We start from the raw sequence: 26,783 nt of genomic DNA, 5'->3' as shown, positions 1-26,783 counted from the left end.
GCGCGCGCTCTGGAGATCAATGATGCAGTTCGATCTGTCGGTCATCGTCGACGCCGTGCCCGCGCTCATGCACGGCGCGCGTCTCACGGTGCTGATCACCATTGCGGGGCTGGCGGGCGGCATGCTCGTCGGCTTGCTGTTCGGGTTGATGCGCGCTTACGGCAACACGCTCTGTCAGAAGATCGCGTTCACGTACATCGAATTCGTGCGCGGCACGCCGATCGTCGTGCAGGTGATGTTCATCTACTTCGCGCTGCCCTTGCTGCTGCACGTGCGCGTCGATGCGATGACGGCGGCGATCGTGTCGATCATCATCAACTCGGGCGCGTACATCGCGGAGATCGTGCGCGGCGCGTTCCTTTCCGTGCCTCGTGGCCTGAGTGAAGCAGGCCTCGCGCTCGGCATGCCGGGATGGCGCGTGCTCGCATTTGTGGTCGGCCCGGTCGCGCTGCGGCGCATGACGCCCGCGCTCGGCAACCAGTTCATCGTGAGCCTGAAGGACACGTCGCTCTTCATCGTGATCGGCGTCGGCGAACTCACGCGGCAAGGCCAGGAAATCATGGCGTCGAATTTTCGCGCGGTGGAAATCTGGACCGCCGTGGCCATCATTTATCTGTGCATGATCGGCGCGCTGACGTTCGGCCTGCGCACGATGGAAAAGCGGATGCGTATCCTATGAACACAACGAATCACAACGGTCACATGGTGCAGTTCAAGGGCGTGACCAAGCGCTTCGGCAAGACGGTCGTGCTCGACGAAGTCGATCTGAAAATCAACGCGGGCGAAGTCGTCGTGCTGATCGGGCCGTCGGGTTCGGGCAAGTCGACGCTCCTGCGCTGCATCAACGCACTGGAGCAGATCGATGGCGGCGATCTCGTCGTCGATGGCATCAGCGTGCTCGGCGGCGCGCGCAAGGTGCGCGAGATTCGTCAGGAAGCGGGCATGGTGTTTCAGCAGTTCAACCTGTTTCCGCAGATGACGGCGCTCGAGAACGTCGCGTTCGGGCCGCGTCAGGTGCGCGGCATGAACAAGCCCGATGCCGAAGCACTCGCGCGCGATCTGCTCACCAAGGTCGGGCTCGGCGCGCGTGTCGGGCATTACGCGAGCGAATTGTCGGGCGGACAGCAGCAGCGCGTCGCGATTGCACGCGCGCTCGCGGTGAAGCCCAAACTGATGCTCTTCGACGAACCCACGTCCGCGCTCGATCCCGAGTTGCGTCAGGAAGTGCTGCGCGTGATGCAGTCGCTCGCGGAAGAAGGCATGACGATGGTCGTCGTCACACACGAGATGGCGTTCGCGCGCAAGGTCGGCACGCGGCTCATCTTCATGGAGCATGGTCATATCACGGTCGATGGGCCGCCGGCCGAATTGCTCGATAATCCGCCTAACCAGCGCTTGCGCGATTTTCTGCAGCACGTCGAATAACTTTCATCGAATCACTCGAATACATGGCAGCACTCGGCTTTATCGAAATTTCTGGCTCGCCGCGCGAAGCGGGCGAAGCGCTCGGCCGCTTCGGCGCCGATGCCGTTCACGCGCACCTGCTGAATACGCACGCATGGCAGACAGTCACGCAATGGCGCGGCAGCGAGACATCCCGCGCGATGGCCGCGCTCGTGCGCGAGCGCTTCCCGCGCGTGTGGGACGAACTCAATGGTCTCGCCGCGGGCTTGCACCTGCACTTCGAGGACGTCTTCCTGTGGAACTGCCGCGGCGATGTCTGGGCGATGTCGCCGGATGGATGCACGACCGTACAGCTTCCCGGCACGGATGTGCGGCGTATCGCGCACAACGAGGACGGCTTTCCGGCTTTCGCGGGCGACTGCGCGATCGCGCAATGCAAGATCGATGGCGGCCCCGGCTTCGCGGCCTTCGTCTATCCCGGCTCGTTGCCGGGCCACACGTTCGCCGTGACGGACAACGGCCTCGCGATCACCGTGAACAATCTGCGTCAGCGTGAAGTGGTCGCCGGCGTGCCGCGCATGGTCATCACGCGCGCGCTGCTCGACGCCGCCGATATCGACGCCGCCGTGTCCATCGTGAGGAACAATCCGCGCGCGGGCGGCTTTCATCTGACGCTCGGGTCCTGCAAGAGCAGCGCGTTGGTGAGCGTCGAGTTCAGCGCGCACGATTGTTCCGTTGTCGAAGTGAGCGCGCCATCGCTGCATGCGAACCATGCGATCCATCCCGCGATGCACGGCTTCGCGCAGATCGTGACCGACTCGTCGCGGCATCGGCAGATACGCGGCGATGCGCTCGTCGCATCGAACGAAACGATCGATCCGCTTGCAATTCTCGGCGACCGCGAAGACGCCGCGCTGCCGATTCATCGCACGCATCCCGACGATCCCGACGAGGAGAACACCCTCGCCACCGCCGATATTGCCATTCGCGCGTCTCACATAGAATGGCAGGTTCACGAACATCCCGGGCAGCCCGCCCGGTACCGGATGATCAATGGACACAGGCAAACAGAAGGCACGCCGCGCAAGCGCGACTGACACGGGCACGCAGATGCCGCCGCGCAGCGTCGACGGCTTGCGCGAGCTCGTGATACGCATCGGTCGCGACGAGGCCGACGTGTCGCTCGGCGGCAAGGCGCATACCGTGCTCGCGAAGCTGCTCGAACGCCCCGAGGAAGTCGCGGTACGCACGAGCACGGATCTCGCCGCATCGCTCGATGTGAACGCGTCGACGCTCACGCGTCTGTCGACCCGGCTCGGCTATGCGGGATTCGCCGATTTTCAGAGCGTGTTCCGCGACAGCCTCGCCCAACGGCATCGGCATTTCTATAGCCAGCAGGCGGAGCGCATCGTCGCGAGCAGCAAGACGCATGCGCAAGATGCCACGCCCGAAGTCGACATGGTCGTTAAGCTCGCGCGCGAATCGATCGGCAATGTGGAAGGCTTCATCGCGCAGTTGTCGCCCGCCGGTTTGCGCGGCGCGGCGCGCCTGCTCGCCAATGCGAAACGCGTGCGCGTGCATGGACTGCGCCAGTTCAGCGCGCTCGCGAGTTTCGTCTGCTACGGGCTCGGCATGATCCGCACCGACGTCGCGCTGCTCGATGCGCAAGGTCTCGGCGTCGCGGAAGGACTCGCGCAGTTGCAGCCCGGCGATGTCGTGCTCGTCACGAGCGTCGCGCCTTATACGCGCAGCGTCGTCGATGCAGCGGTGGCCGCGAAGGACGCGGGCATCGAAGTCATCGCGATCACGGATACGCTCGCGTCGCCGCTCGTCGCGCCCGCGCGGCATGCGTTTCTCATTCCGCACGAGAGCAGCTTCTTCAGCAACAGCATGGGCGCATATCTCGTGTTCTGCGAGGGCTTGCTCAATCTCGTCGCTGCGCAACTCGGCAAGCGCTCGCTGCAGGCGCTGGAACGGCGCGAGCGCCTGATTACGGCGCTCGGCATCGAAACTTCATAGCGATCGCGTCAGATGACGCGCTCGCGCACCCAGCCCGAAGCGAGATCGATCAGCGACACGATGACGATCACGATCAACATCACCGCCGACGTCTGCGCATAGTTGAACGAGCGGATCGCTTCGTACAGCACGACGCCGATCCCGCCCGCGCCGACCATGCCGACGACCATCGCGGAGCGCACGTTCGACTCGAAGCGATACAACGCGAACGAGATCCACAGCGGCAGCACTTGCGGCAACACGCCATAGACGATTTCATCGAGACTGCTCGCGCCGGTCGCGCGCACGCCTTCGGCGGGTCGCGCATCGACGGCTTCCACCGCTTCGGCGAAGAGCTTCGCGAGCACGCCCGTCGTGTGGACCCACAACGCGAGCACGCCCGCGAACGGCCCGAGCCCGACCGCGACGATGAACAACATTGCGAAGACCATCTCGTTGATCGCGCGGCACGCATCCATCAAACGCCGCACGGGCTGCGAAATCCACACCGGCGCGATGTTCTGCGCCGACAGCAACCCGCACGGCACCGCGCAGATCAGCGCGAGCGCCGTGCCCCACACGGCGACCGCCAGCGTCACGATCATTTCATGTGCGTAAGTGCGCCACTCGGTGAAGTCGGGCGGAAAGAAGTCGCGCGCGAACTGGCTCATGTTGCCCGATGCGCCGAGCAGATCGAGCGGGCGCATGTCCGCGCTTTGCCATGACAGACCCAGCACAGCGATCACGACGATCCAGCCGAGCATCGAAGTCCAGCTTCGCTTCGGCGCGATCGTCTGCACGGGCCGCACGATGCCGGCTTCGAACGTGGTCACGTCGAACGGTTTCATTTACTTCGCCGCCGTCGTGTCGAGCGCGGCGATCTTCTGATCGAGCGCGGCGATCTGAGCCTTCTTGTCGGCGTCGTCGAGATGCGCGTCGTTCTGCACTTGTTGCTTCTTCTGGAAGAGCGCCATCTGACGAATCGGCACGAGTTGCGCGTTCGACGAATCCGCGAAGCCGGAATAGCCCGAGATCGCGGTCATCACGGCTTGTTCGCGCGGGTCTTTTTCCGCGTAGTGATCGAAGAAAGTACGCAGTTTTTCCTTCGTGGCTTGTGGCAGATCGCGACGCCACACGAGCGGGTCCGACGGAATCAGCGGCGACGTCCACAGCACGCGCACCTTCGGATACAGCTCCGGATGCTGCGTCTTGATGGTGTCGAGCATGTCGGTGTTGTTGGTCGCGACATCGACCTTGTCATTGAGGACGGCGAGCATGTTCGCTTCATGGCTCGACGGCAGCACGCTCTTGAACGCCCACCGCGCGTTGATGCCGTTCTTCGCGAAGAGATAGTACGAAGGCACGAGCGTGCCCGAGGTCGAGTTCGGATCGCCGAAGCCGAGGTTGATCTCCTTGGTGTTCTTCAGCACCTGATCGAGCGACTTCCACTTGCTGTTCGCGTTCGTGATGAGCAGCGAGTAATAGCCCGCTTCGCCGTTCTTGTACTTCACCTTCGCGAAGACTTCGCCGTTCGAACGATCGACTGCTTCGATCGCGGATGCGTTGCCGAAGAAGCCCATCTGCACCTTGTTGAAACGCATTGCTTCGATGATGCCCGCGTAGTCCGTCGCGAAGTAAGCCTTCACGTCGAGACCCGTCTGCTTGTTCAGATCGTCGATGAGCGGCTGCCAGCGTTGCTTGAGCGCCGCCGACGAATCGGTCGAGATGATGCCGAAGTTGATCGTCTCGGCAAGAGCGGACTGCGTCAGAAGACAGCACGCGAGCGCGGCGCCGGCCAGAAATGTTTTCATGATGCGATCCAGGAGTTGACGTTGAGATGAGGGTCCGCGGCGTATGCCTGCGCAACGTGATGCGTGAGCAGTTCGCTCGCGGACGATCCGTATAACTTGTGCAGCACGTCCGGCGTGAGACGCTCGCTCGCGCCATCGAAGACGACGCGGCCATCGCGCAGGGCGACCGTGCGCGGGCAATACTTCATCGCGACGTCGATCTGATGCAGCGACACGACGACCGTGAGCTTGCGTTCGCGATTGAGCGTCTGCATCAGCTCCATCACGCGGCGAGCCGATTCGGGATCGAGCGATGCGATCGGTTCATCGGCGAGCACGATGCGCGCACGCTGCACGAGCGCGCGCGCCAGTGCCGCGCGTTGCTGCTGACCGCCCGACAGATTGCTCGCACGTTCGAACGCGTGTTCGCCGATGCCCATCGCGGTGAGCGAGTCCATCGCGAGTGCGCGCTCGCCGCGCGGAAAGCGCCCCGCGAGCCTGCGCCACAACGACACCCGCGACAACGCGCCGATCAGCACGTTGGTATGCACGGAAAGGCGCCCGACGAGATTGAACTGCTGAAACACGAATGCGACGTCGCGGCGAATCGAACGCACTTCGCGCACGATCCTGCCGTTCTGCTGAATCGGCCTGCCGAGCAAGGTGACGTGCGACGGTGCGGGGTCGGATGCCGTAAAGCCCGCGATATGACGCAGCAAGGTCGACTTCCCCGATCCCGATGCGCCGATGAGCGCGACCATTTCGCCCTCTTCCACGCGCAAATCGACGGAGTCGAGCGCCTTGCGGCCGTTCCTGAACGTCTTGGTGAGCCGCTCGATGCGAATTGCGTCCATAGCTTCCTCGATGAGCGCGCGCGGAAGGCGCGCTGTAACGTTCGGGAGATTCTAGGAAGTGAACATGACGAGACAGTGACGCGCATGAGACGTCTAGATGAATACATCACTTGAGCGTGCCTGCGATTGAGACGATCGCGCAGGAAAGCGATCCGAACGAGCATTCACGTTTTGCGAGCCGCGCTTCATGATGATTCACACATGCAGCATTCATCGGAGACTTCATCATGAACACGATCCATACGGATGTCGCCATCATCGGCGCGGGCAGCGCGGGACTTTCCGCGTATCGCGCGGCGAAGGCCGCGGGCGCATCGGCGCTTCTCATCGAAGGCGGCGCGCACGGCACGACGTGTGCACGCGTCGGCTGTATGCCGTCGAAGCTCTTGATCGCGGCAGCCGATGCCGCGTATCACGCGACGCACGCGGCGGCGTTCGGCGTGCATATCGATGGCGCGGTTCGCATCGACGGGCGCGAGGTGATGGCGCGCGTGAAGCGCGAACGCGACCGTTTCGTGAGCTTCGTCGTCGCCGATGTCGATGCGATGCCCGAAGCCGACAAGCTGACCGGTTACGCGCGTTTCATCGACGACAACGTGCTGCAGGTGGGCGAGCACACGAAGGTGCGGGCGAAGAGCGTCGTCATCGCGACGGGATCGAGCCCTGTGATGCCAGCGATGTACCGCGCGCTCGGCGATCGCGCCATCATCAACGACGACGTTTTCGCGTGGAACGATCTGCCTAAGCGCGTCGCGGTGATCGGCGCGGGTGTCATCGGGCTGGAACTCGGCCAGGCGCTCGCGCGTCTCGGCGTGCGCGTGTCCGTGCTCGGTGCGCGCGGCCGTGTGGGACCGTTGAGCGATCCGGACGTGCGCGATTATGCGGCGCATGTGTTCAGCGAGGCCTTCCGTTTCGAGCCGCGCGCGCAAGTGCAGTCGGCCTTGCGCGACGGCGATGAAGTGCGCCTGCGCTACATCTCGGGTGCGAAAGATCTGGTCGAAGATACGTTCGATTACGTGCTCGTCGCAGCCGGACGCAAGCCCAATGTCGGCGGACTCGCGTTGCACAACACATCGCTCGCGCTCGATGACGGCGGCCTGCCTGTCTACGATTCGTTGACCTTGCAGGCGGGCGCGCATCCGGTGTTCATAGCGGGCGATGCGAACGGCGTGCTGCCTCTGTTGCACGAAGCCGCCGACGAAGGCCGCGCGGCGGGCACGAATGCGGCGCGCTATCCGCATGTCGAAGCGCTCGAACGCCGTGCGCCGATTGCGATTGCGTTCACCGAACCGGGCATCGCGATGGTCGGCGCGCGTCATGCCGATCTGACGTCCGGCTCGTTCGTGACCGGTGAAGTGAGCTTCGAGAATCAGGGCCGCAGCCGCGTGATGATGCGAAATCGCGGACTGATGCATGTGTATGTCGATCGCGTAAGCCGGCGTTTCGCGGGCGCCGAATGGATCGGACCGGATGCGGAGCATATCGCGCATCTGCTCGCATGGGCCTTGCAGATGAAGCTGACCGTCGATGAGATGCTGCGGATGCCGTTCTATCATCCCGTGGTCGAGGAAGGGCTGAGAACGGCGCTGAGGGATGCGGTGGCGAAACTCGGACGCACGTAAAATGGCTGCATGACAGAACCCTCACGCAACCCTTCTCCGCATCCGCCCGACTTGCCGCTGCCCACGCCGAGCACCGCCTCGCTCGCCGTCGCGGCGGCGATCGCGATGATCGCGTGGCTCGCGTTCGCCGCGCAGACGGACATCACCGTCGCGCGTCTCGTCAATCGCGGTTACACCGTGTTCGACGGCCTCGCGCGCATGAGCAGCTATCTGACGAACGTTACCGTGCTGCTGACCGCGCTCTGCTTCACGTGCGTCGCGACGCGCGCGCAGTTTCCCATCGCGCGGTTCTTTCGCAAGCCGACGGTCATCACCGCGGTCGTCGTTTATATCGTGTTCGTCGGCATCGCGTATAACGCGTTGCTGCGCTATCTGTGGACGCCATCCGGGTATCGCGCGATCGTCAATGAATCGCTGCATACGATCGTGCCGGCGCTGTCGGCTTTGTACTGGTTTTTATTCGTGCCGCGCTTTCATCTTTCTTTGCGGCGATGCGCGCTCTGGCTCGTCTATCCGCTGCTCTATCTCTCGGTCACGCTATGGCGCGGGAGTCTCTCCGACTTCTATCCTTATCCGTTCATCAACGTAACGGAGCTCGGTTATGAACGCGTTTTCATCAACGCCGCGATGCTGGTGATCGCGTTTCTCGTTTTGATGAGCGTGTTTCTCGTCATCAATCATCGGCGCGATGATCTGAGCGTGGCCGATCCGGAAGTCGAATCGGGCGACTCGACTTCCGGCCGTATCGATTAGATGGCCGGGCGCTTGCGGTTCATGACGAGATCAGCAATGAACGCGACAGCCAGCGCCGATGCCCCGCACGCGAAGATCAACGCATAGTCGTTGTGCGTGTGCGAGAACAGAAACGAATAGCCGTATCCCGCGAGCGCCTGGCACAACGCGAACGCCGATGTCGCCCTGCTCCACGCCGCGCGCTGCTCGGTGTGATCGTGCGGCAGGAGTTCATGCACGCGGCCGAGCGCGAGCGGAACGATGCCGGTCGTCGAGACGCCGAGCGCAAGCGTCGCGATGCCGATCACATACGCATTCGCCGATAAGGCCAGCAACGCCGCCGCGCACGCCTGCACCAGGAGCGCGAAACGATAAGCCATGCCGAAGCCAATCCGATCGCCCGCGTTGCCGCAGACGAGCGGCCCGAAGATCGCGGCGACGCCATACAGCACCCAGTAACGCGCGCCCGTCTCCGCGCCACGGCCATAGCCGCGCGCGATGCAATCGACGAGCAGGATCATCACAGGCACGAGACCGAGCGCATTCGCCGCATATTGCGCGTAGAGAAGCCGCAGACGCGTACCGTTGTCCGCGCGCGCATGCGTCGCCGTGGCGTGCGCGGCGACCGCAGGAGGATTCGACGCGGGCCAGCCGAACCACGCAATAGCGGTCAACACGAGCGAGAACACGCCGAGGCCCATCCACGTATCGTGCAGGCCGTGATGCAACAGCTTCGGTATCAGCGTGCCCGATGCCGCGATGCCGAAGCCCAGTCCGACGAAGATCATGCCGCTCGCGAAGCCGCGTCGCGCGGGCGGGATGTGCGGCAGGATCGTCGTCGCGACGAGCACCATGATCGCGCCGCCCGACAAGCCCGACAGAAACCGCCATGCGAAGAACCACGCGATCGACAGCGGGAACGCGCACGCGAAGAACGCAGCTGTGGCGATCGCCATGAGAAGACGCAGCGCGTGACGATTCGTAAGTGCGCCCGCAATCGCGCGGCCGAACAGCGCGCCCGCGAAATAGCCCGCGAAATTGGCCGCGCCGAGCGTCACCGCCTGCGACGACGTGAACCAGTGCGCTTCGATCAGCGGCGGTATGAGCGGCGTGTAAGCGAAGCGCGCAAGACCGATCGCGACGAGACTCGCGCAAAAGCCCGCGAGCATTGCGAAGAGCGTGCGCGCATCGAGTGAAGCTTGTTGACCGGCCGGGATAGCCGATGCCGTTTGATCCGACATGATGACGACTCCTTCAGCGCTTGCGGACGATCGAACCGAGTGGCGGCAGCTTTAGCATGGCGAGCGTCGGCGCGACGGCATCGACGAGCAACGCAGGCTTCGGGTCGACCCGCGCCAGCACGCGCACGCCGAGCAGCACCGCGAGCAGGTTCGTGGCGGCGGCATCGGCGGGCATCACGCGTTCTATGTCGCCTTGTTTCAGGCCCGCTTTCATGCGTCGCTCGAAGAACGCGCGCATCAGCGACATCTCTTGTGCGATGAGCTCGCGAAATTCTTCGTCCTCAGGCGATGCGCCGAGCGCCGCGTTCACCAGCATGCAGCCGCGCCGATACTCGTCCGAGACCGAACGCTCGATGATCTCGCGAAAGAAGGCGGTAATCGCGCGGCCAGGCGGCATCGTCGATTCGAGACGCTGAATGCGTTCGCGCAGCGTATGTTCGAGATAGTGATCGAGTGCGCGCAGAAAGAGCGCGCGCTTGTCACCAAACGCGTTATAGAGGCTCGGCTGCGTGAGGCCCGTGTACTGCACGAGGTCGCGCGTGGAGGTGCCGTCGTAGCCGTGCGTCCAGAACGCTTCGGCAACGGCATCGAGCACGCTGTCCTCGTCGAAATTGCGCGGTCGCGCCATGATCCCGCTCCATCGAAAATAGAAAAGGACGTTTTTATATCGCCCGATATAGAACGTATTATATCGATAGATACAAAACCGCGCGTATCTCCATTCGACGGGGCGGGTCTTGGGCGGGAAATAAGCAGAGGAAAGACGGCACGCTCCGGAGACGCGTTCGCATGTCCGGAGGCAGAGAGGATAGTCAGGCCTGTTTCGAATCGAACATCAGAAGCTGGACACCGGCTTGAGCGAAGTTGGCGAGATCGCCGGCCGTCTTCTGGCCTTCCGGCGATTCGAGCGCGCTCTTGATGGCATCCAGCGAATCGAACTCCAGCAGTGCGACGAGGTGATACGGCGACTCACCCGATGCCGCCACGATCGGACCCGTGCTGATCTCGTAGCGTCGCAAGCCCGGCAGCGTTTTGGCGATGGGCACATGAATCGAAGCATAGTAGTCGTCGAATGCCTGCGTGTCGGACGGGTTCGAGTACAGCGCTACGAGCTGGGCCATCGTCATGTCTCCTGGTGGTTGTACGTCGCTGAAAGAATCACTGCGGCAATGCGCTACTGCTTTTCGAGCTGCAGATAGATGCGCTGCACGTTCTGCGGCTGCGCGATCGCATAGAGCTTGTAGTCCTTGAACGCGGGTACCTGAACGGTGTGCATCGCCTCCGTGAGTCCGGCGCCGCTCTTGTACGCGCGCTTCACCGATGCATCGAGCTCGCGCAGATACACGCCCGTCTGCATGATGTCGTCGCCGCGCAAGGGTGCGCCGAAGCCAGGCACGACCGTCTTTAGATCGAGCGCATGAAGGTTCTCCAATGCGGCGAGCCAGCCGGGAATCTGCTCGTTTCGCAACTCGGGAATGCGTCCGTTCGATACGAGGCCGCCCGCGAACAGTACGCCGCTTTGCGTATCGAGCACGGCGAGATCGCCAGGCGTGCTGGCAGGGCCGAAGTGCAGCAGTTGCAGCTTGCGCCCGCCGCTTTCGATTTCTGTCGTGCCGTTCACCGTTTGATCGGGAACGGTCACGCGCGAGCCTGCCATCTCGTCTTCGCCGAGCGTCTTGCGCAGATTCGCGAGGCAGATGGCGCAGCGTTCGCGGATCAGTTGCGCGGCGCGCGCGTGCGCGAGAATCGGCACGCCGTCGTCACGGAATGCCGCTGCGCCGAAGACGAACTCGGGCGCCTGATGCGTGATGATGACGAGCTTCACCGGCAGCGGCGTGACCTTGCGTATCGCTTCGATCATCGCGCGGCCGTAGCGATAGGACGGTCCGGTGTCGATCACCGTCACGCCATCCGTTCCGACAATAAAGCCGTTGTTCGCGACGATCCCGTGGTTCGCGGGCGCGACCGCATCGCTATCGCCGATGAATGCGTAAACGCCCGGCGCGATGGCGACGGGCGCGGGCATACCGCTCATCGCCGCATGCGCGAGCGTGCAGAGCGCAAGGAACAGCGTGCAAACCAGCGCGTGCAGGCGGCGGGCCGTCATTTCATTGCCGATGTCTGCGCGCTGCCCGGTTGCGCATCGACGGCAACGACGCCATCCCAATGCTTGCTCTTCGTGTCCTCGATCGACGCCTTCAGTTCGCCCTTTCCGGCCGGCACGAAATAGAAGCGGAAGTTCGGATTCTCGCTGATCGAGAAGTTGACGTTCGCCGTCATCACCGGCTTGTCCGCATACGTGACCGAAACCTTGCGAACGAAATACGCCGATGCGTAATTGCGCGTGATCTGGTTCATCGCCATGCCGGTTCGGTTCGGATGACGCACCATCACTTGCGCGAGCTCGGGCTTGCCCGTCACGGCCTGCCCTTCGGTTTGAAGTTTCACTTGTCCCGCTGCGCGCTCGGCGGCGTCGTCGTCCTTGTCGGCGGGTGCGGAACAGCCGCCCGATGCCTTCACGAAACGCACCGCGCTATAGAGCTTGCCGTCGTTGGTCTCGGCGATCGCGCGCATGAACGTGTAGTCTTCGACGCGCACGCGCGTTTCGATCGTCGCGAGTCCGGACTCCGGCGTGAACTCGAACGATCCCGCATAAGGCTCGGGATTTTCGTCGATGAAGAGATAGACCTTCTTGATGTAATGCGCGCTCGTCTGCGGAAACTGCGCGTTGATCGCGATCGGCACGACGGCGGCATCCGCGGCGCGCGCGGGCGCGTCGAGCTTGATGACCGCATCGCCGTGCGTGTCAATCGTGCGCCCCTTGAACGTGCCTTCCTTGAAGTCGAGCCAGCGCGCCACCTTGTCGGGATCGTCGTCGGGCTGCGCGGCGTGCGCTGCATACGGCGCGAGCGCCGCGGTGGCGAGGCTCGCGATCGTCATCGCGCGAACGCCGGACCATGCTGTCTTCATGATGTCCCTCCGGTCCTGCACTACTGCTCCCACTCGAGCTCCGCATACGCGGCCGTCACATTGCGGCGGTGATACATATCGAAGAGGAGCCACCTGTCCTTCTCGTCGAGCCCGATGCTATCGACGGCCTGCCGGATCGTTTCACCTTTCTTGATGGCCGCACGCACATCGCGCGCCAGGCCGTCGAGATAGCGCGCTTCTGCATCGAGCGATGGTTGCCACGGCGGATCGAGCGGACCATGTCCCGGCACGACATGCCGCGGATTCATCTGGCGAATGCGAGCGATGTCGTCGAGCCAGCCGACCACGCTGCCATCGACGACGGGAATGCAGCGCACGAACAAGAGGTCGCCTGTCCACAAGGTGCCGCTCTTCTCATCGTATACCGTCAGGTCGTTGTTGGTATGCGCGGTTTTCCATGTGCGCAGCGTGAGCGTGCGTCCGCCGAGATCGAGCGTGCCCACGCCGTCGATCGTCTTCGTCGGTCCGATGATTTCGCTGCCCGCCGCCGCGCTGCCCAGTTCGCGATTCAGCGCGCGCATGTAGTTGTCCGTGCGCGATGCTTCCGCCTGCGCGAGCGCCGCGCTGCCGACGAATTGGGGACGATCGTCCTTGAATGCCGCATTGCCGAAGATGTGATCCGGATGCATGTGTGTGTTGATGACATAGCAGACCGGCAGGGGCGTGACCGCGCGTATTGCAGCGCGCAATGCGCGGCCTTCTGCAAGCGTCCCGCCCGTATCGACGACCGCGACGCAACGTGTCCCGACGATGAAGCCCACGTTCGCGATATCGCCGCCGTTTTCGGGCGTCGCGACGTCGTCGTGTCCGCGATGCGCGTAGTTGCCCGGCGCGATCTGTGTCACCGTCAACGCGTCCTCGCAGCGCGCGATCGTCGTGCATGTCATAAGTATGAAGAAGACCGAGGCGAGCTTCATCGCACGCCGTTTGTTTCGGCGAGACGCCTGGACTTGCGCAAGCCGAACTGTGCGTATTCGCGTTCGAGAAAGGGCTCGGCGTGTTCGAGGAGGAAGCGTCGAAACGCGAGACATGTCGGCGAGAGTTGTTTCGAGCGCGAGTGCACGAGTTGCCACGTGCGTTCGACGGGCGTGCCGTTCACGTCGAGCACGGCGATCTCGCCGGTGCGCAATTCGAGCGACAGCGTGTGCAGCGAGATGAGGCTCACGCCCATGCCGGCCATCACCGCTTGCTTGATGGTTTCGTTGCTGCCGAGCGTAACGCTGCGCGCGGGCATGAAGAGATTCTGTTTGAACACATGCTCCGCGACCGCGCGCGTGCCCGAGCCGGGTTCGCGCAGCAGGAAGGTATCGTTCGCGAGCTCTTGCAGGTCGAATGCCTTCGCATGACGCAGCGGATGCGACAACGGCGCGACGATCACATGCGGATGATAGGCGAGCGGTTCTGCGGTGGTGCCGAGTTCGGGCGGCGGGCGGCCCATGATGGCGAGATCGGTTGCATTGTCTTGCAAGAGACGCAGCAGCGTTTCGCGATTGCCAACTGAGAAATGCACATCGACTTTTGGGTATTGCTGTCGGTAGAGCGCGAGGAGTTTGGGCGCGAAGTACGTCGCCGAACTGACGATGCTGACCGCGATCGAGCCGCTATCGGCTTGCGTGAGAGACATCATCGCGTCTTCGGCGTCTTTGATTTCGCCCAGTATGCGGCTGGCGTGGTGCGAGAGGCGCTCGCCGGCCTCGGTAAGCGCGAGACGTCGCGCGACACGTTCGAATAGCGGCAGGCCTATTGCTTCCTCTAGTTGCCTTATCTGCATCGATACTGCGGGTTGGGTGAGGTGCAGCTCCTCCGCTGCGCGTGCGAAGCTCGGACAGCGGGTCGCTATCACGAAGATTTGTAGCTGGCGCAGGGTTAGGGAGCGGATGAAATTCACAGGTGGCTTGGGGTTGGGGTTGGCTTGCGTTTCAGTGAAGTCCTGCATTCTTATCGGTCTATTAGCGCTGCCCCTGTGCGGGGCGGCACTTACTTTCTTTGCTGCTGCAAAGAAAGTAAGCAAAGAAAGCAGCTTCTGCCACGCCCGCGGTCACACGCAGTTTGGGTAGTCCTCTCCTTCACCGTGGCACTCGCCTAAAGAGTGCCCTCATCACAATCACCCGGCTTGGTTCGCGCACGGTCTGCTACATCGCGCCACGTAGCTCGCTGGTTCAGCACGATATAGCTCCAGCCCGCTTCGCGGCCGATCGGTCAAGCGGATTTGCAAGTGCTTCTTCTTCGATGGTTTCCCTCGCATACCCAACGGCAGCGCGTAGCGCGGTGCCGAAACTATTTCGTGCTGAACCCGCGCGTTAAGCGGTGTTGGGCGGCAGACCGTGCGCGAGCCAAGCCCGATTGGGCCTATGAGGGCGACACTTAGGCGAGTGCCACCGTGGACGAGAGTACTACCCAAACTGCGTGTGACCGCGGGCCTGAAAAGCTGCTTTCTTTGCTTACTTTCTTTGCAGCAGCAAAGAAAGTAAGTGCCGCCCCGCACAGGGGCAACGCTAATAGACCACAAAGAAAACGGGATCACCCGATAAAAAACTCACCGACTAGCCCGCGGCCCACTCCCCCCCTTCCCCGGCGCTCCCAGATTCCGAAGCGCCCCTTGGTAAGCGATAGTCTCCTTCTGCACAGGATGCGCAAAATCATTCCCTTCCCCGGGCACTTCGGTGCGAATCATCAACAACCGCCCGGGCACGTCATCGGCCATGACGAACGTATAACGCTTGCCAAGATACTTGCTGAACCGCTCCGCATTAGGATCGTTCAAATACGGCTGAATCACGATCTGCTGAGCCTTCGCATGTTTGCCGAGCCCGAGCGACTCGCTCGACACTGGCGTGATCGCCGGTCCCGCCGCCAGCGCCATCCGCACGCGCTGCTGGAAATACCGCCGCTGACCGCCCGTCAGTTGCTCCATCTCCGTAATGTCATGCTCGAGAAAATAGATGATCGCCGGATTGCAAGGCAGTCCGCCCGGCACATTCACACTGCCCGTGCGATCGGTCACCTTCGCGTCGTTCTTGCTGTTGCCCGGACTCACGACGAGCACCCGTAACGTATCGTTGACCTTCGATGGCGGCCCGGAATAATCCACTGCATAATCGAGCTCGGTCTGCGGCTCGACACCGCTCATATGCGGCTGCATGAAAAGCAGCTGCTCGGCAGGCTTGATGTCGGCGGAAGGTGTCGATGCAGGCGGCGCATCGGCGGCCACCGTGACGCACGACATCGAACAGGCAATCGCGAAAACCGACGCGCGCAAGGTACCCCCGAATGCTTGCTTCATTGCGCGCTGACCGGCTGCAACGGCAGCAATGGAACCTGGTAACTCGACAGAATCTGATCGATCTTCGGCTGATTCGAAGCGATCCAGTTATCGACCTTGTCGCGCCATGCCTTCTCGCCGTAACGCACGCCCATCGAAATCTCGTAGTCGAAGCGGATCGCCTGACCCGCCGGGAACGGCACGAGCCGCACCTTGTTGTCCGAACGATTCGCGAAATAACCCGCGATCGGCCCCCACAGGAAAGCCGCATCGACATCGCCCTTCGCCATGTCGCGCTCGATGATCTCGCCAGGAAACGCCTCGGGATCGCCGCTCTGTCCTTGATACGACACCGCCTGCTGAATCAGGTTATGACTGAGCAGCCAGTCCGTCGCGGGACTCTTTACGAAGATGCCGAGCTTCATCTTCTTCAATTGCTCGGGCGGCAGATTCATCAGATCCGACGGCGACTTGATGCTCGCGTATTCGGGCTTGTTCGGAAAGACCATCGCGTAAGTGGAATGCAGATAGGGACGCGTCGTGGCCGTCAGTTCATAACCCTTCGGCACGCCGATGATCAGATCGCATTTGTAGCGCTCCGTCTGCGGCACTTTCTCGCGTAACGTATTGCGCACGAAGCCCATGCGTTGCGGCCAGTACGTGTACTCGAGCTTGTAGCCGAAATCGCTCGCCATCTGCGCCGCGATCTTGTTCTCGTAACCTTCGCCCTTCTTGTTCGATAGCGGCATGTTGTTCGGATCGGCGCATACGCGCAGGATGCCGTCGGCGCCATCGTTGTTGGGCAGATCGGGGGGCGGACCGCCCGCGCCCTGCGCGAGCGCCTGTTGCGCCGGGAACGTCGCCAACGTGGCGAATGTGGCGAGCGCCGCGCATATCGCGATTGCGAATCGGAACGAAGCGGCGCGGCTTGCATTGCGATCAGACATCGACACCTCCGGCTATGAAAGCAATCATCGGACGCCCGCCGTCAAGCGGCCGGGTAACGTCCTCATTTTGCATCGATTGCCTGCAGATCGCCCGGGTTGATCTTGCCATCGGAGCGGCCCTTCAGATACGCGTAAAGGTTCTCCCAGTTCTTCTGCATCATCTGGCTCGCGCTGAAATCGGGCATGCCCTTGTCGACGCGCCCGCCGAAAACGGTCCGATGAAACTCGTTCTTGTCCAGCGTCTTGAAAGCATCGATCAGCGACGGGCCGACCATCCCTTCCTGCTTCGCCCCGTGACAGCGTTCGCACGCGAGCGCACGCCAGGTCCGCCAGCCTTGGAGCGTGTCGCTGTCTACCTTGTTGCCATCGACGACCTTGTACGCGACGGGCTTCAGTTGCGCAGGCATCGCAGGCGGCGTCTGTGCGAACGAAGCCGACGAAGCGGCGAGCGTCATCGTCAGCAGCAAGAGTGATCGGCCTTTCATACGTCTGACTCCTTGAATATGTCTTGTATATGGGGTGTTTCGTTGGATTGCGGCGCGGCGGCCATTGCAGCCGCCGCGCGTCTTGCATCGATCGAATCGCATCGATCAACTTTTATCGAACGAAGATCAACCGCCGGGAATCGCGAACACGAAGAGCGTCCCGCCGAGCGCCGTGTACTTCGCGAGTTCCTTATAGCCGCCGACCGCGCCGAGGCCTTCCGTCGACTTCTCGAGACCTGCTGCCATGCCGATGCCGGCCCAGCCGCCGATGCCCGAGTACACGCCGACATACTGCTTGCCCTGGTACTGGTACGTGAACACGTTGCCGATCACACCTGACGGCGTCTTGAACTTCCACAGTTCCTTGCCGTCCTTGATGCGCACTGCCTTGATGTAGCCTTCGAGCGTGCCGTAGAACACGACGCCGCCTGCGGTCGCGAGCGCGCCGGACCACACCGAGAACTTCTCGGGCTTGGACCACACGATCTTGCCCTTCGAAGCGTCCCACGCGATGAAGTTGCCCATCGCGCCGTTTTCGTTCGGGCCTGGATACATCGAGAGCGTTGCGCCGACGAACGGCTGACCCGACACGTAATCGACCTGGAACGGCTCGTAGTCCATGCAGACGTGATTCGTCGGCACGAGGAAGAGCTTGGAGCCCGGATCGAATGCTGCCGGTTGCTGATCCTTCGAGCCGAGCGCCGCGGGGCAGATGTTCTTCACGTTGTGATCGGGACCGGCTTTCTGCGTCGAGTAGCTCGCATTGCGGATCGGCAGGCCGCTCTTCAGGTCGACGCTATCGGCCCAGTTCACCGCCGGGTCGTACTTCTGCGCGACGAGCAGTTCGCCGGTATCGCGATTGAGCGTATAGCCGAAGCCGTTGCGGTCGAAGTGAACGATCGCGGGCACGTTCTTGCCGCCGATGTTCAGGTCCGAGAGGATCATCTCGTTGACGCCGTCGTAGTCCCACTCGTCGTGAGGCGTCATCTGATAGACCCACTTCGCCTTGCCGGTGTTGAGATCACGCGCGAAGATCGTCATCGACCACTTGTTGTCGCCAGGACGTTGCGTCGGATTCCACGTGCCCGGATTGCCCGAGCCGTAGTACACAAGGTTGAGCTTCGGGTCCCATGCGTACCATCCCCATGTGGTGCCGCCGCCGTATTTCCACTGATCGCCTTGCCAGCTCTTGAGCGACGAGTCCGCACCGACTGGCGCCATCTTGCCGTCGGTCCAGGTCATGGTCGTCTGCGGGTCCATGAGCATTTCGTTGTCGGGACCGGTGCTGTAGGCCTTCCAGACTTCCTTGCCGTCCTTGATGTTGTACGCGATGATGCGCCCGCGCACGCCGAACTCGCCGCCCGAGATGCCGGTCAGCACCTTGTCGCCGAAGACGTGCGGTGCGTTGGTATTGGTTTCGCCCTTCTTCGGATCGCCGTTCTGCGCGGTCCAGACGACGTCGCCGGTTTTTGCGTCGAGCGCGACGAGCTTGGTGTCGGCTTGCTGGAGGAAGATCTTGCCGTCGCCGTATGCGAGACCACGGTTGACCGTATCGCAGCACATCACCGAGATGACCTGATTGTCCTGCTTGGGCTGGTATTGCCAGATGAAGGTCTGATCCTTCAGGTTGATGGCAATGACCTTGTTGGGGAATGGCGAGTGGATATACATCGTGTCGCCGATGACGAGCGGCGAGCCTTCGTGTCCGCGTAGCACACCGGTCGACATGGTCCAGGCAACCTGTAGCTTGCCGACGTTGTTTTCGTTGATCTGCTTGAGCGTGCTATAGCGGTGATTCGAATAATCGCCCGCTTGCGCTGCCCAGTTCGAGGGGTTCTTGATCAGGCTGTCGAGTTGCGAGTCGGCCTGGGCAACATATGAATTCAGGCCAGCCGTCGCGACCACCGCCAGTCCAAGAACCAGGGTGCGTAAGTTCATGTCTCCTCCAGAATGGTGATGCCTCCGACCCAGGGATGACCACGCTACCAGGTTGCATCGTGCGCGCCTTCAAATGCAGGTAACGAGCTGCGCTTTGTCCGGTGCTTTGCCGGACGCTTGCGTAGAGAGGCCAATTGCATATTCCATGCCGGTTTAACTCGCGTGCTTAAAAACGGGAATTCGACGGGCGATGCTGTCGCGAATGGTCGTGTTGCTGTCGGGTCGCGACACATACTGTGTCAAATACGCGAAGGAGATCGCGTGACATGGCGCGATGCAGCATGTTCTGTTTGGCGCATACTTGATGCTCTAGCCGTTTTCATATCCGGAGGCTTTTGTCATGGCTCAAGCCGAGAAGGTGTATTCCGACGAAGAGGTCAAGCAACGTTTGACGGGTGCGCTCAGGCACTGGTATGTCGAGGATGGATGGCTCAGGCGCAAGTTCAAGACCGAAAGCTGGAAGGGGACGCTGATGGTCGTGAATACCGTGGGGCATCTGGCGGAAGCCGCCTGGCATCATCCGGACCTTACGGTTTCTTATGCTTTCGTGATCGTGAAGCTCAAGACACATTCGGCTAAAGGGATCACGGATAAGGACTTTGCGCTGGCTTCGAAGATCGAAGAGGTCATTTCGTGGCAACCCGGCAAGGAGGGTGGGCCGCTCGAAGGGACGCCTTCCGATGATCAGCGGTTTCGGTATATCAAGTATGAAGGGGATTGAAGTTAGGGTTTTGGTCCGGCTTCGCTCGCGTTAGGGTTTTGGTCTGGCTTCGCTCGCGTTAGGGTTTCGCCGGATCCCGTTTTGTTTTCGGTCTATTAGCACTGCCCCTGTGCGGGGCGGCACTCACTTTCTTTGCTGCTGCAAAGAAAGTAAGCAAAGAAAGCAGCTTCTGTTACGCCCGCGGTCACACGCAGTTTAGGTAGTCCTCTCGTTCACCGTGGCACTCGCCTAACGTGTGCCCTCATCACAATCACCCGGCTTGGTTCGCGCACGGTCTGACTCGCTAGTCCGATTAGCGCGCGGGTTCAGCACCAAACAGCTCCGGCCCGCTGCGCGGCCGATGGGTCAATCGGGTGCGCGTGCGCTTGCTCTTCGATGGTTTCCCTCGCATACCCGACGGCAGCGCGCAGCGCCGTGCCGAAACTATTTCGTGCTGGACCCGCGCGTTAAGCGGTGTTGGGCGGCAGACCGTGCGCGAGCCAAGCCCGATTGGGCCTATGAGGGCGACACTTAGGCGAGTGCCACCGAGGACGAGAGTACTACCCAACCTGCGTGTGACCGCGGGCCTGAAAAGCTGCTTTCTTTGCTTACTTTCTTTGCAGCAGCAAAGAAAGTAAGTGCCGCCCCGCACAGGGGCAACGCTAATAGACCGACACGAATACGGGATCACCCGATAAAAAAACTGGTACAGGATTTGCCTAACCGAGAGGCTCAAAAGCCCAAAAGCCCAAAAGCCCAAAAGCAAACCAAAGGAAAAGCAAACCCACGATGCCGACATCCCCCGGACGCATATCACCGCCATCGGCGATAACAGTCGAGTCGCCTGCGCGGCTGCATCTTGGCTTCATCGATCCGAACGGCTCGCTCGGCCGCGCTTTCGGCAGTATAGGTCTGGCGATCGACGCGCACGTCACGCGAATAACAGCGCGGCAAGCGCCGGCGTCGAGAGGCGACGCGGCGATGATCGAAGGCACAACAAGCGATGCACAACGCGAACGCATCGAGCGATACATCGAACAACTCGAAGCCGCCTTGAACACAACAAAAACCAGAAGCACCCTCGACATCGAAATACACGAAACTCCGCGCGCCCACACAGGCTTAGGCTCCGGCACGCAACTGGCACTGGCGCTCGGCACCGCCTTCGCCCGCGCGAATGGCCACGACGCCACCACCTGCGATATCGCGCGAATCCTCGCACGCGGCGCGCGCTCCGGCATCGGCATACATGGCTTCGATCACGGCGGCCTCATCGTCGACGGCGGGCGCGATACTCGCAACGTGTCCACTACAAACCTGCCGCCGCTCATCGCGCGGCAGCCGTTCCCGGAAGCATGGCGCGTCCTGCTCATCGACGACACTTCCCGCGAAGGCCTGCACGGCGACGAAGAAAAACGCGGTCTCGCATCGCTCGCGCCCTTCCCTGCGACGCTCGCCGCGCATCTCTCGCATCTCGTGCTGATGCGCGTGCTGCCCGCCGTCGCCGAACACGATTTCGACACCTACGCCGACGCCATCTCGGACCTGCAGCAGACCATCGGCGAATACTTCGCGCCCGTGCAAGGCGGCGTATTCGCAAGCCCCGCCGTCGCGCGCGCGCTCGAAGCCGTCGCCGCCGAACAGAAAGCGGGTATCGGCCAGACGTCGTGGGGACCGGTCGGCTTCGCATTCGTCGCGAGCGCCCAGGATGCCGAACGCGCGCTCGCCGCAGCGCAGCGCGTCTCCCAAGGCGCACCGCTCGCGTTCACGATCGCGGCAGGGCGCAATCGCGGTGCAACATGGCGCGCGGCCCATCACCGTCTGCATGGAGCAAACGCGGCCTGAGCACGGAACGCACATCGATACATCCACTACGTCCAACGAGTCCATCGACATGCCCGAAGCCACCGAACGACCCTACGTCCTGCACATGTTCACCGCGACGCCGCAAATGAGCCCGTTCGACGTGAACATGGCCGCCGACGCGGGCTATCAGATCCTCGTGCCCTACTGTAACGTCGACGAAGACAGCGTCGTGCAGCTCACGCAGGACGCGATTTTCTCGCGCGGGCCGAAAGGCGTGTCGCGCACGGGCATCTTCATCGGCGGACGCGACGTGATGCTCGCCGCCGACATGCTCGAAAAAGCTCGCAACGCAATGGTCCCGCCCTTCGAAGTCTCCGTCTTCGCCGATCCGAGTGGCGCGTACACCACCGCCGCCGCGCTCGTCGCGCTCGCGGAAAAGCATCTGCGCGCCGCGCATTCCGTCGATCTCGGCGGCAAGCGCGTGCTGATTCTCGGCGGCACCGGCGCGGTCGGGCGCGTGGCCGCGGCGATGGCCGCATCGCTCGGCGCGGATGTCGCCGTCGCGAGCCATTCGAGTCAATCGCGTGCGACGCAGGTGAGCGACGAGATCAATCGCCGCTTCGATATCGCGACGTCAGGCGTCGCGACCGGCTCGCCCGATCAGCTGCATCGCGAACTCGCACGCGCGGAAGTCGTGTTCGCAACCGCCGTCGCTGGCGTGCAGGTGATGACATCCGCCGATCTCGCGCACGCGAAGAACCTGCTGATCGCCGCCGATGTCAACGCCGTGCCGCCCGAAGGCATCGCCGGCGTCAACGTGATGGACGACGGCAAGCCGCTCGCGGGCGCCGCGCGCGCGGATGCGGTCGGCATCGGCGCACTCGCGATCGGCAACGTCAAGTATCAGGCGGAGCATCGGCTCTTCCTGCGCATGCGTACCGGCGGCAAGCCTGTGTATCTCGGCTTTCCCGAAGCATTCGACGAAGCTCGCGCGATCGTCGCGGGGCAAGGCGCATGATGCCGGGCGACGCCTCGCGCGCGCCGCGCATCGCGGTCGCGGGGCTGTCGGCGCGGCTCGTCGCGCAATCGGCGGCGCGCGCGGGCCTGAACGTCGTCGCGCTCGATATCTTCGGCGATCGCGATACGCGCGCGCACGCGGGCATGTGGTTCGATATCGGCGGCAATGGTCTGTCGATCGATCGCGCGCGTCTTTTCGATGCGCTCGAACACGCCGCGCGCCTGCCGCGCATGCTCGGCCTCATCGTGACGAGCGGGCTGGAGCCGCTCGCGGGCGAACTGAGCCGCGCGCAGCATGTGCCGCGCTTTATCGGCAACGGCGCGCAGGCGGCGGCGGTGCGCGATCCGCGCCGCTTCTTCGCGCTGCTCGACGAGGCGCATATCGCGCATCCCGAAGTCCGCTTCACGTTGCCCGGCGAGCGCGATGGCTGGCTCGTCAAACGTTCCGATGGTTGCGGCGGCACCCATATCGAATGGGCCGATGGCATCGAGCGCGCGGCCGCCGGCGCCTATTTCCAGCGGTTCGCGCAAGGCCGTTCGATGTCCGCGCTTTTCGTCGCCGCGCATCGCGAGGCGGCGGTCATCGGCTTCGCGGAGCAACTGACGGTCGAAGCGGGACGGCTGCCCTTTGTGCACGCGGGTTCGCTCGGGCCGGTGCGATTGCCCGCGCGAATCGCACAGCGCATCGTCGAAGCGATCGATCGTATCGTCTGGCAAACGGATCTGACCGGCCTGAACAGCATCGACTTTCTGCTCGACGGCGATACGTTCAGCGTGCTCGAAATCAACACGCGCCCGTCATCGACGATGGCGCTCTACGAAGCCGCATGGCCCGACGCGTGGCCGCGCGGTTTGATCGGCGCGCATCTGGACGCGTGTCTGCATGGCGATCTGCCGCACGCCCCCGGCACGGCCACGCGCACGCCGCCGCTGCATGCGGCGCAGCGCGTCGTGTTCGCGCGCGACAGTTTCACTGCATCGCGCGCATTCAGCGACGCCTGTTTCGACGACCCCGCATGTCACGACGTGCCGCTCGCCGGCGCGCGCATCGAAGCGGGCCAGCCCGTTTGCACGATGACCGCATCCGCGCCCGCCTTCGCCGATCTGCGCGACGCGCTGGATGGCGAGCACGCGCGGCTTTTGCAACGCATCGAAACCCTATCGAAACCATGACATCGACTTTTCAGGCGGATGCCGCGCTGAGCGTCAACGCATCGAGCGAGCGGCTCGTCGCGCGTCTCATCGACGATGCCGCGCGGCGTCACGTCGACATCGCGCGCACGGACGGCGGCACCGTCATCGTGGATGCGGGCGTGAATGCGAAGGGCAGCGCCGAAGCAGGCGTGCTGATCGCGCGCATCTGCATGGGCGGGCTCGGGCGCGTGGCGCGGCGCATCGCGTTCGATCACGCGCCGCTCTGGCCGAGCTTCATCGAAGTGCACACGAGCAATCCGGTGCTCGCATGCCTCGCGAGCCAGTACGCGGGCTGGAGTCTTTCCGCGACGAAGGAGCAGACCGGCGGCAAGAAGTTCTTCTCGCTAGGCTCGGGTCCGGCGCGCGCGCTCGCGGGCAAGGAGCCGCTCTTCGACGAACTCGGCTATCGCGACCGGCACGATCGCGGCGCGCTCGTGATGGAAGTGGACCGCTTGCCGCCGCAGGTCGTCATCGACAAAGTGCTCAACGATTGCGGCCTCGCGCCGCAGAACCTCGTGATCGCCGTGACGCCGACACAGTCTGTCGCGGGGACGGTGCAGGTCGTCGCGCGTGTCGTGGAAGTCGCGCTGCACAAGACGCATGTGCTGGGCGTCGATCTGGGCGAGATTGTCGAAGCGAGCGGCAGCGCGCCGCTTCCGCCGCCCGCGCCCGACGGCGTTCAGGCGATGGGCCGCACCAACGACGCCATTCTCTACGGCGGCCGCGTGCATCTCACGGTCAAGCGCGATGACGCCGCGAAGCGGCTTGCAGCCGAGCTGCCATCGTCGAATGCGCGCGATTACGGGCGGCCGTTCGCGGACATCTTCACGTCGTTCAACTACGACTTCTACCAGATAGACCCGGCGCTCTTCGCGCCCGCCGAAGTGTGGGTGTCGAGTCTCGAAAGCGGCGCGACGTATCACGGCGGCAAGGTCGACAAACCGCTGCTGGATGCGCAATGGAGCGCAACATGAGCCTGCGCGTCGCGATCATGACCGATGAAACCGGCTGGCACACGAGCCGCCTGAAGAAGGCGTTTCGCGCGCGCGATGTCGAAGCGCGTTGCGTCGATCTCGCCGCTTGCCGCATCGACACGACCTGGAAACCGCACGGCATCGCGATACCCGGCTTCGGCCACACGCTGCCCGACGCGGTGTTCGTGCGCGGCATCGCGGGCGGCACGTTCGAGCAGGTCACGTTGCGGCTCGGCATGCTGCACGCGCTGCGCGAATGCGGCGTGCCCGTCTACAACGAGGCGCGCGCGATCGAGCGCAGCGTCGACAAGTCGATGACGAGCTTCCTGCTCAACCGATACGGCGTGCCGACGCCCGCGACGTGGGCCGCCGAATCGCCCGCGCATGCGCAGCGCGTGCTGATGCGCGAGGCGGCGGCGGGCCGCGAGGTCGTGATGAAGCCGCTTTTCGGCTCGCAGGGCAAAGGGCTCGCGAAGCCGGGCTTGACGCTGCCGCCGCTGGAAGCCTTCAGTCAGGTCGCCTATCTGCAGCGTTATGTCGATGCGGGCACGCCCGGCTTCGACTGGCGCGTGCTGGTGATCGGCGGGCGCGCGGTTGCCGCGATGAAGCGCGTCGGCGGCGAGGACTGGATTCACAACTTCGCGCGCGGCGCGAAATGCGAGCCGGCGGAAATCACGCCCGCGCTTGCGGAGATCGCGGTGCGCGCGACGCAGGCGCTCGGGCTCGATTACGCGGGCGTCGATCTGATTCCGGCCGAAGGCGGACGGCCGGTCGTGCTCGAAGTAAACGGCGTCGCGGCGTGGCGCGGGTTGCAATCGGTGACGCCGCTCGATATCGCGGCGCTGCTCGTCGATGACTTCCTCGATCGCAAGCTGCGCGCGTCGCAAGGTGCGCTCGCGCTTGCAAGTGGCGATGAGCGCACTTGACGCCGCCCGCGCCGCGTTTCTGCACGCGTGCCGCCTCGATGTCGAGACGATCAAGCCCGGCAACGTGAGCGTCGCGAGCGCAGGGCACAGCATGACGTCGGCGCAGTTCATCGCGAGCGCGGGCACGGCGGCGGCGGGTCTCTTCACGCCGCATGCACGCGTGGGCGCGCGCATTCTCGACGCCGTGCGCCGCACCTTCGACGCGGTCGGCTGCAATACGAATCTCGGCATCGTGCTGCTCGCCGCGCCGTTGTGCGCCGCGCTCGAACGTTTCGATGCCGATGCGTCGCCCGATGCATCCCGCTGGCGCGCGGCCACGGAGCGCGTGCTCGCGGACCTGGACATCGACGATGCGCGCCTCGCCTATCGCGCGATTGCGCTGGCGAATCCGGGCGGTCTCGGCGATGCGCCCGAGCAGCCCGTGCATGCGCCGCCGACGGTGACGCTGCGCGCGGCGATGTCGCTCGCGGCGGATCGTGACAGCATCGCGCGTCAGTATGAGAACGGTTTCGCCGATATCTTCGGCGCGGGCCTCGACGCGGCGGGCGCGGTGTCGCCGGCGAGCGGGCATCGCGCGATGCTGGAAGCATTCCTGACGTTTCTCTGCGGCTTTCCCGATTCGCACATTGTGCGCAAGCAGGGCATAGCGATGGCGCAAAGTGTCACGCGCGATGCCTGTGTGCATCGCGCGCGATGGCGTGCGGCGGGCTGCCCGCTGGCGTCGCCTGAGCTCGACGCGTGGGATGCCGAACTGAAGGCGCGGGGCATCAATCCGGGCACGAGCGCCGATCTTGCTGTGGCGACGCTCTTCGTCGCGCTGGTGAGTACATCGACGCGTGCATGAAGTCTGCCTGCGCGGACAAAAAATTGGCACGGAACATGTTAGGAAGTTCGCGGTTGAG

Annotated in this window: 27 protein-coding genes; 13 read left to right on the top strand and 14 right to left on the bottom strand. The window is 63.3% G+C overall.

Annotation, left to right across the window (positions count from 1 at the left end; genetic code table 11):
- Positions 1–22: 22 nt before the first annotated feature.
- The 4 genes from glnP to AWB77_RS14275 are packed head-to-tail and all read left to right on the top strand — an operon-like array spanning position 23 to position 3,423.
- On the top strand, positions 23–679 hold the full coding sequence (glnP, locus tag AWB77_RS14290; RefSeq protein ID WP_061135077.1) for a glutamine ABC transporter permease GlnP: 657 nt from the start codon (positions 23–25) through the stop codon (positions 677–679).
- A complete protein-coding gene (gene glnQ, locus AWB77_RS14285) occupies positions 676–1,425 on the top strand; it encodes a glutamine ABC transporter ATP-binding protein GlnQ (protein ID WP_061135076.1) in 750 nt (249 codons plus the stop codon). Before glnP ends, glnQ begins: the two co-directional genes overlap by 4 nt.
- Positions 1,426–1,448: 23 nt before the next feature.
- Positions 1,449–2,501, top strand: coding sequence for a C45 family autoproteolytic acyltransferase/hydrolase (locus tag AWB77_RS14280; protein ID WP_061135075.1), 1,053 nt, complete (start codon positions 1,449–1,451; stop codon positions 2,499–2,501).
- The gene (locus AWB77_RS14275) at positions 2,458–3,423 is read left to right on the top strand and encodes a MurR/RpiR family transcriptional regulator (RefSeq protein WP_061135074.1); all 966 of its coding nucleotides are present in this window, start codon (positions 2,458–2,460) and stop codon (positions 3,421–3,423) included. Before AWB77_RS14280 ends, AWB77_RS14275 begins: the two co-directional genes overlap by 44 nt.
- Before the next feature lie 8 nt (positions 3,424–3,431).
- Here AWB77_RS14275 and phnE read toward each other — a convergent pair whose 3' ends face one another.
- The 3 genes from phnE to phnC are packed head-to-tail and all read right to left on the bottom strand — an operon-like array spanning position 3,432 to position 6,046.
- Positions 3,432–4,250, bottom strand: coding sequence for a phosphonate ABC transporter, permease protein PhnE (gene phnE, locus AWB77_RS14270; RefSeq protein WP_061135073.1), 819 nt, complete (start codon positions 4,248–4,250; stop codon positions 3,432–3,434).
- A complete protein-coding gene (gene phnD, locus AWB77_RS14265; protein WP_061135072.1) occupies positions 4,251–5,213 on the bottom strand; it encodes a phosphonate ABC transporter substrate-binding protein in 963 nt (320 codons plus the stop codon). It lies immediately after the preceding gene.
- Positions 5,210–6,046 carry a phosphonate ABC transporter ATP-binding protein gene (gene phnC, locus AWB77_RS14260; protein ID WP_061135071.1) on the bottom strand — a complete coding sequence of 279 codons (837 nt, stop codon included), beginning with the start codon at positions 6,044–6,046 and terminating at the stop codon, positions 5,210–5,212. The genes phnD and phnC overlap by 4 nt, the downstream gene beginning before the upstream one ends.
- Positions 6,047–6,273: 227 nt before the next feature.
- On the opposite strand from phnC, the gene AWB77_RS14255 reads away from it, so the two are divergent.
- Positions 6,274–7,668: a dihydrolipoyl dehydrogenase gene (locus AWB77_RS14255; protein WP_061135070.1), complete on the top strand. Its 1,395-nt coding sequence runs from the start codon at positions 6,274–6,276 to the stop codon at positions 7,666–7,668.
- A 9-nt stretch (positions 7,669–7,677) separates the two neighbouring features.
- Entirely contained in the window at positions 7,678–8,421 is a 744-nt protein-coding gene (locus tag AWB77_RS36320; RefSeq protein ID WP_061135069.1) for a Pr6Pr family membrane protein, read from the top strand.
- Here the strand turns inward: AWB77_RS36320 and AWB77_RS14245 are convergent.
- The 11 genes from AWB77_RS14245 to AWB77_RS14195 all read right to left on the bottom strand — a co-directional run bounded on the left by AWB77_RS14245 (position 8,418) and on the right by AWB77_RS14195 (position 19,264).
- The gene (locus tag AWB77_RS14245; RefSeq protein WP_061135068.1) at positions 8,418–9,641 is read right to left on the bottom strand and encodes a YbfB/YjiJ family MFS transporter; all 1,224 of its coding nucleotides are present in this window, start codon (positions 9,639–9,641) and stop codon (positions 8,418–8,420) included. The two genes, AWB77_RS36320 and AWB77_RS14245, sit on opposite strands and share 4 nt — an antisense overlap.
- Positions 9,642–9,654: 13 nt before the next feature.
- A complete protein-coding gene (locus AWB77_RS14240) occupies positions 9,655–10,269 on the bottom strand; it encodes a TetR/AcrR family transcriptional regulator (RefSeq protein WP_061135067.1) in 615 nt (204 codons plus the stop codon).
- 184 nt (positions 10,270–10,453) lie between these two features.
- Positions 10,454–10,762 carry an EthD family reductase gene (locus AWB77_RS14235; protein WP_061135155.1) on the bottom strand — a complete coding sequence of 103 codons (309 nt, stop codon included), beginning with the start codon at positions 10,760–10,762 and terminating at the stop codon, positions 10,454–10,456.
- A gap of 53 nt (positions 10,763–10,815) precedes the next feature.
- Positions 10,816–11,748: an MBL fold metallo-hydrolase gene (locus AWB77_RS14230; protein ID WP_061135066.1), complete on the bottom strand. Its 933-nt coding sequence runs from the start codon at positions 11,746–11,748 to the stop codon at positions 10,816–10,818.
- Positions 11,745–12,611, bottom strand: coding sequence for a quinoprotein dehydrogenase-associated SoxYZ-like carrier (locus AWB77_RS14225; protein WP_082852659.1), 867 nt, complete (start codon positions 12,609–12,611; stop codon positions 11,745–11,747). The genes AWB77_RS14230 and AWB77_RS14225 overlap by 4 nt, the downstream gene beginning before the upstream one ends.
- A 20-nt stretch (positions 12,612–12,631) precedes the next feature.
- Positions 12,632–13,549: a quinoprotein relay system zinc metallohydrolase 2 gene (locus AWB77_RS14220; protein WP_061135064.1), complete on the bottom strand. Its 918-nt coding sequence runs from the start codon at positions 13,547–13,549 to the stop codon at positions 12,632–12,634.
- Positions 13,546–14,520 (bottom strand): LysR family transcriptional regulator, encoded by a 975-nt coding sequence (locus AWB77_RS14215; RefSeq protein ID WP_061135063.1) that lies wholly within the window; start codon positions 14,518–14,520, stop codon positions 13,546–13,548. The genes AWB77_RS14220 and AWB77_RS14215 overlap by 4 nt, the downstream gene beginning before the upstream one ends.
- A gap of 648 nt (positions 14,521–15,168) precedes the next feature.
- On the bottom strand, positions 15,169–15,915 hold the full coding sequence (locus tag AWB77_RS14210) for a hypothetical protein (RefSeq protein ID WP_061135062.1): 747 nt from the start codon (positions 15,913–15,915) through the stop codon (positions 15,169–15,171).
- On the bottom strand, positions 15,912–16,841 hold the full coding sequence (locus AWB77_RS14205; protein ID WP_061135061.1) for a substrate-binding domain-containing protein: 930 nt from the start codon (positions 16,839–16,841) through the stop codon (positions 15,912–15,914). Before AWB77_RS14205 ends, AWB77_RS14210 begins: the two co-directional genes overlap by 4 nt.
- A 62-nt stretch (positions 16,842–16,903) precedes the next feature.
- Positions 16,904–17,326, bottom strand: coding sequence for a c-type cytochrome (locus tag AWB77_RS14200; protein ID WP_061135060.1), 423 nt, complete (start codon positions 17,324–17,326; stop codon positions 16,904–16,906).
- Positions 17,327–17,452: 126 nt separating this feature from the next.
- Entirely contained in the window at positions 17,453–19,264 is a 1,812-nt protein-coding gene (locus AWB77_RS14195; RefSeq protein WP_061135059.1) for a methanol/ethanol family PQQ-dependent dehydrogenase, read from the bottom strand.
- Positions 19,265–19,604: 340 nt separating this feature from the next.
- Between AWB77_RS14195 and AWB77_RS14190 the strand changes: the two genes are divergently transcribed.
- The 7 genes from AWB77_RS14190 to AWB77_RS14160 all read left to right on the top strand — a co-directional run bounded on the left by AWB77_RS14190 (position 19,605) and on the right by AWB77_RS14160 (position 26,725).
- Complete coding sequence (locus AWB77_RS14190) at positions 19,605–19,985, top strand: 4a-hydroxytetrahydrobiopterin dehydratase (protein WP_061135058.1); 381 nt, start codon at positions 19,605–19,607, stop codon at positions 19,983–19,985.
- A gap of 768 nt (positions 19,986–20,753) precedes the next feature.
- A complete protein-coding gene (locus AWB77_RS14185) occupies positions 20,754–21,809 on the top strand; it encodes a beta-ribofuranosylaminobenzene 5'-phosphate synthase family protein (protein ID WP_061135057.1) in 1,056 nt (351 codons plus the stop codon).
- Positions 21,810–21,858: 49 nt separating this feature from the next.
- Complete coding sequence (locus tag AWB77_RS14180; RefSeq protein ID WP_061135153.1) at positions 21,859–22,788, top strand: NAD(P)-dependent methylenetetrahydromethanopterin dehydrogenase; 930 nt, start codon at positions 21,859–21,861, stop codon at positions 22,786–22,788.
- A complete protein-coding gene (locus tag AWB77_RS14175; protein ID WP_061135056.1) occupies positions 22,785–23,960 on the top strand; it encodes an ATP-grasp domain-containing protein in 1,176 nt (391 codons plus the stop codon). The genes AWB77_RS14180 and AWB77_RS14175 overlap by 4 nt, the downstream gene beginning before the upstream one ends.
- Positions 23,957–24,955, top strand: coding sequence for a methenyltetrahydromethanopterin cyclohydrolase (gene mch / locus AWB77_RS14170; RefSeq protein WP_061135055.1), 999 nt, complete (start codon positions 23,957–23,959; stop codon positions 24,953–24,955). The genes AWB77_RS14175 and mch overlap by 4 nt, the downstream gene beginning before the upstream one ends.
- A complete protein-coding gene (locus tag AWB77_RS14165) occupies positions 24,952–25,881 on the top strand; it encodes an ATP-grasp domain-containing protein (protein ID WP_096031137.1) in 930 nt (309 codons plus the stop codon). Before mch ends, AWB77_RS14165 begins: the two co-directional genes overlap by 4 nt.
- On the top strand, positions 25,868–26,725 hold the full coding sequence (locus AWB77_RS14160) for a triphosphoribosyl-dephospho-CoA synthase (RefSeq protein ID WP_061135154.1): 858 nt from the start codon (positions 25,868–25,870) through the stop codon (positions 26,723–26,725). The genes AWB77_RS14165 and AWB77_RS14160 overlap by 14 nt, the downstream gene beginning before the upstream one ends.
- Positions 26,726–26,783 lie beyond the last annotated feature (58 nt).

It is taken from the genome of Caballeronia fortuita (genome assembly GCF_001544835.2).
Lineage (GTDB): Bacteria > Pseudomonadota > Gammaproteobacteria > Burkholderiales > Burkholderiaceae > Caballeronia > Caballeronia fortuita.
The sequence above is the reverse complement of the archived record's forward strand: the minus strand, read 5'-3'. Positions and strand labels throughout refer to the sequence as shown.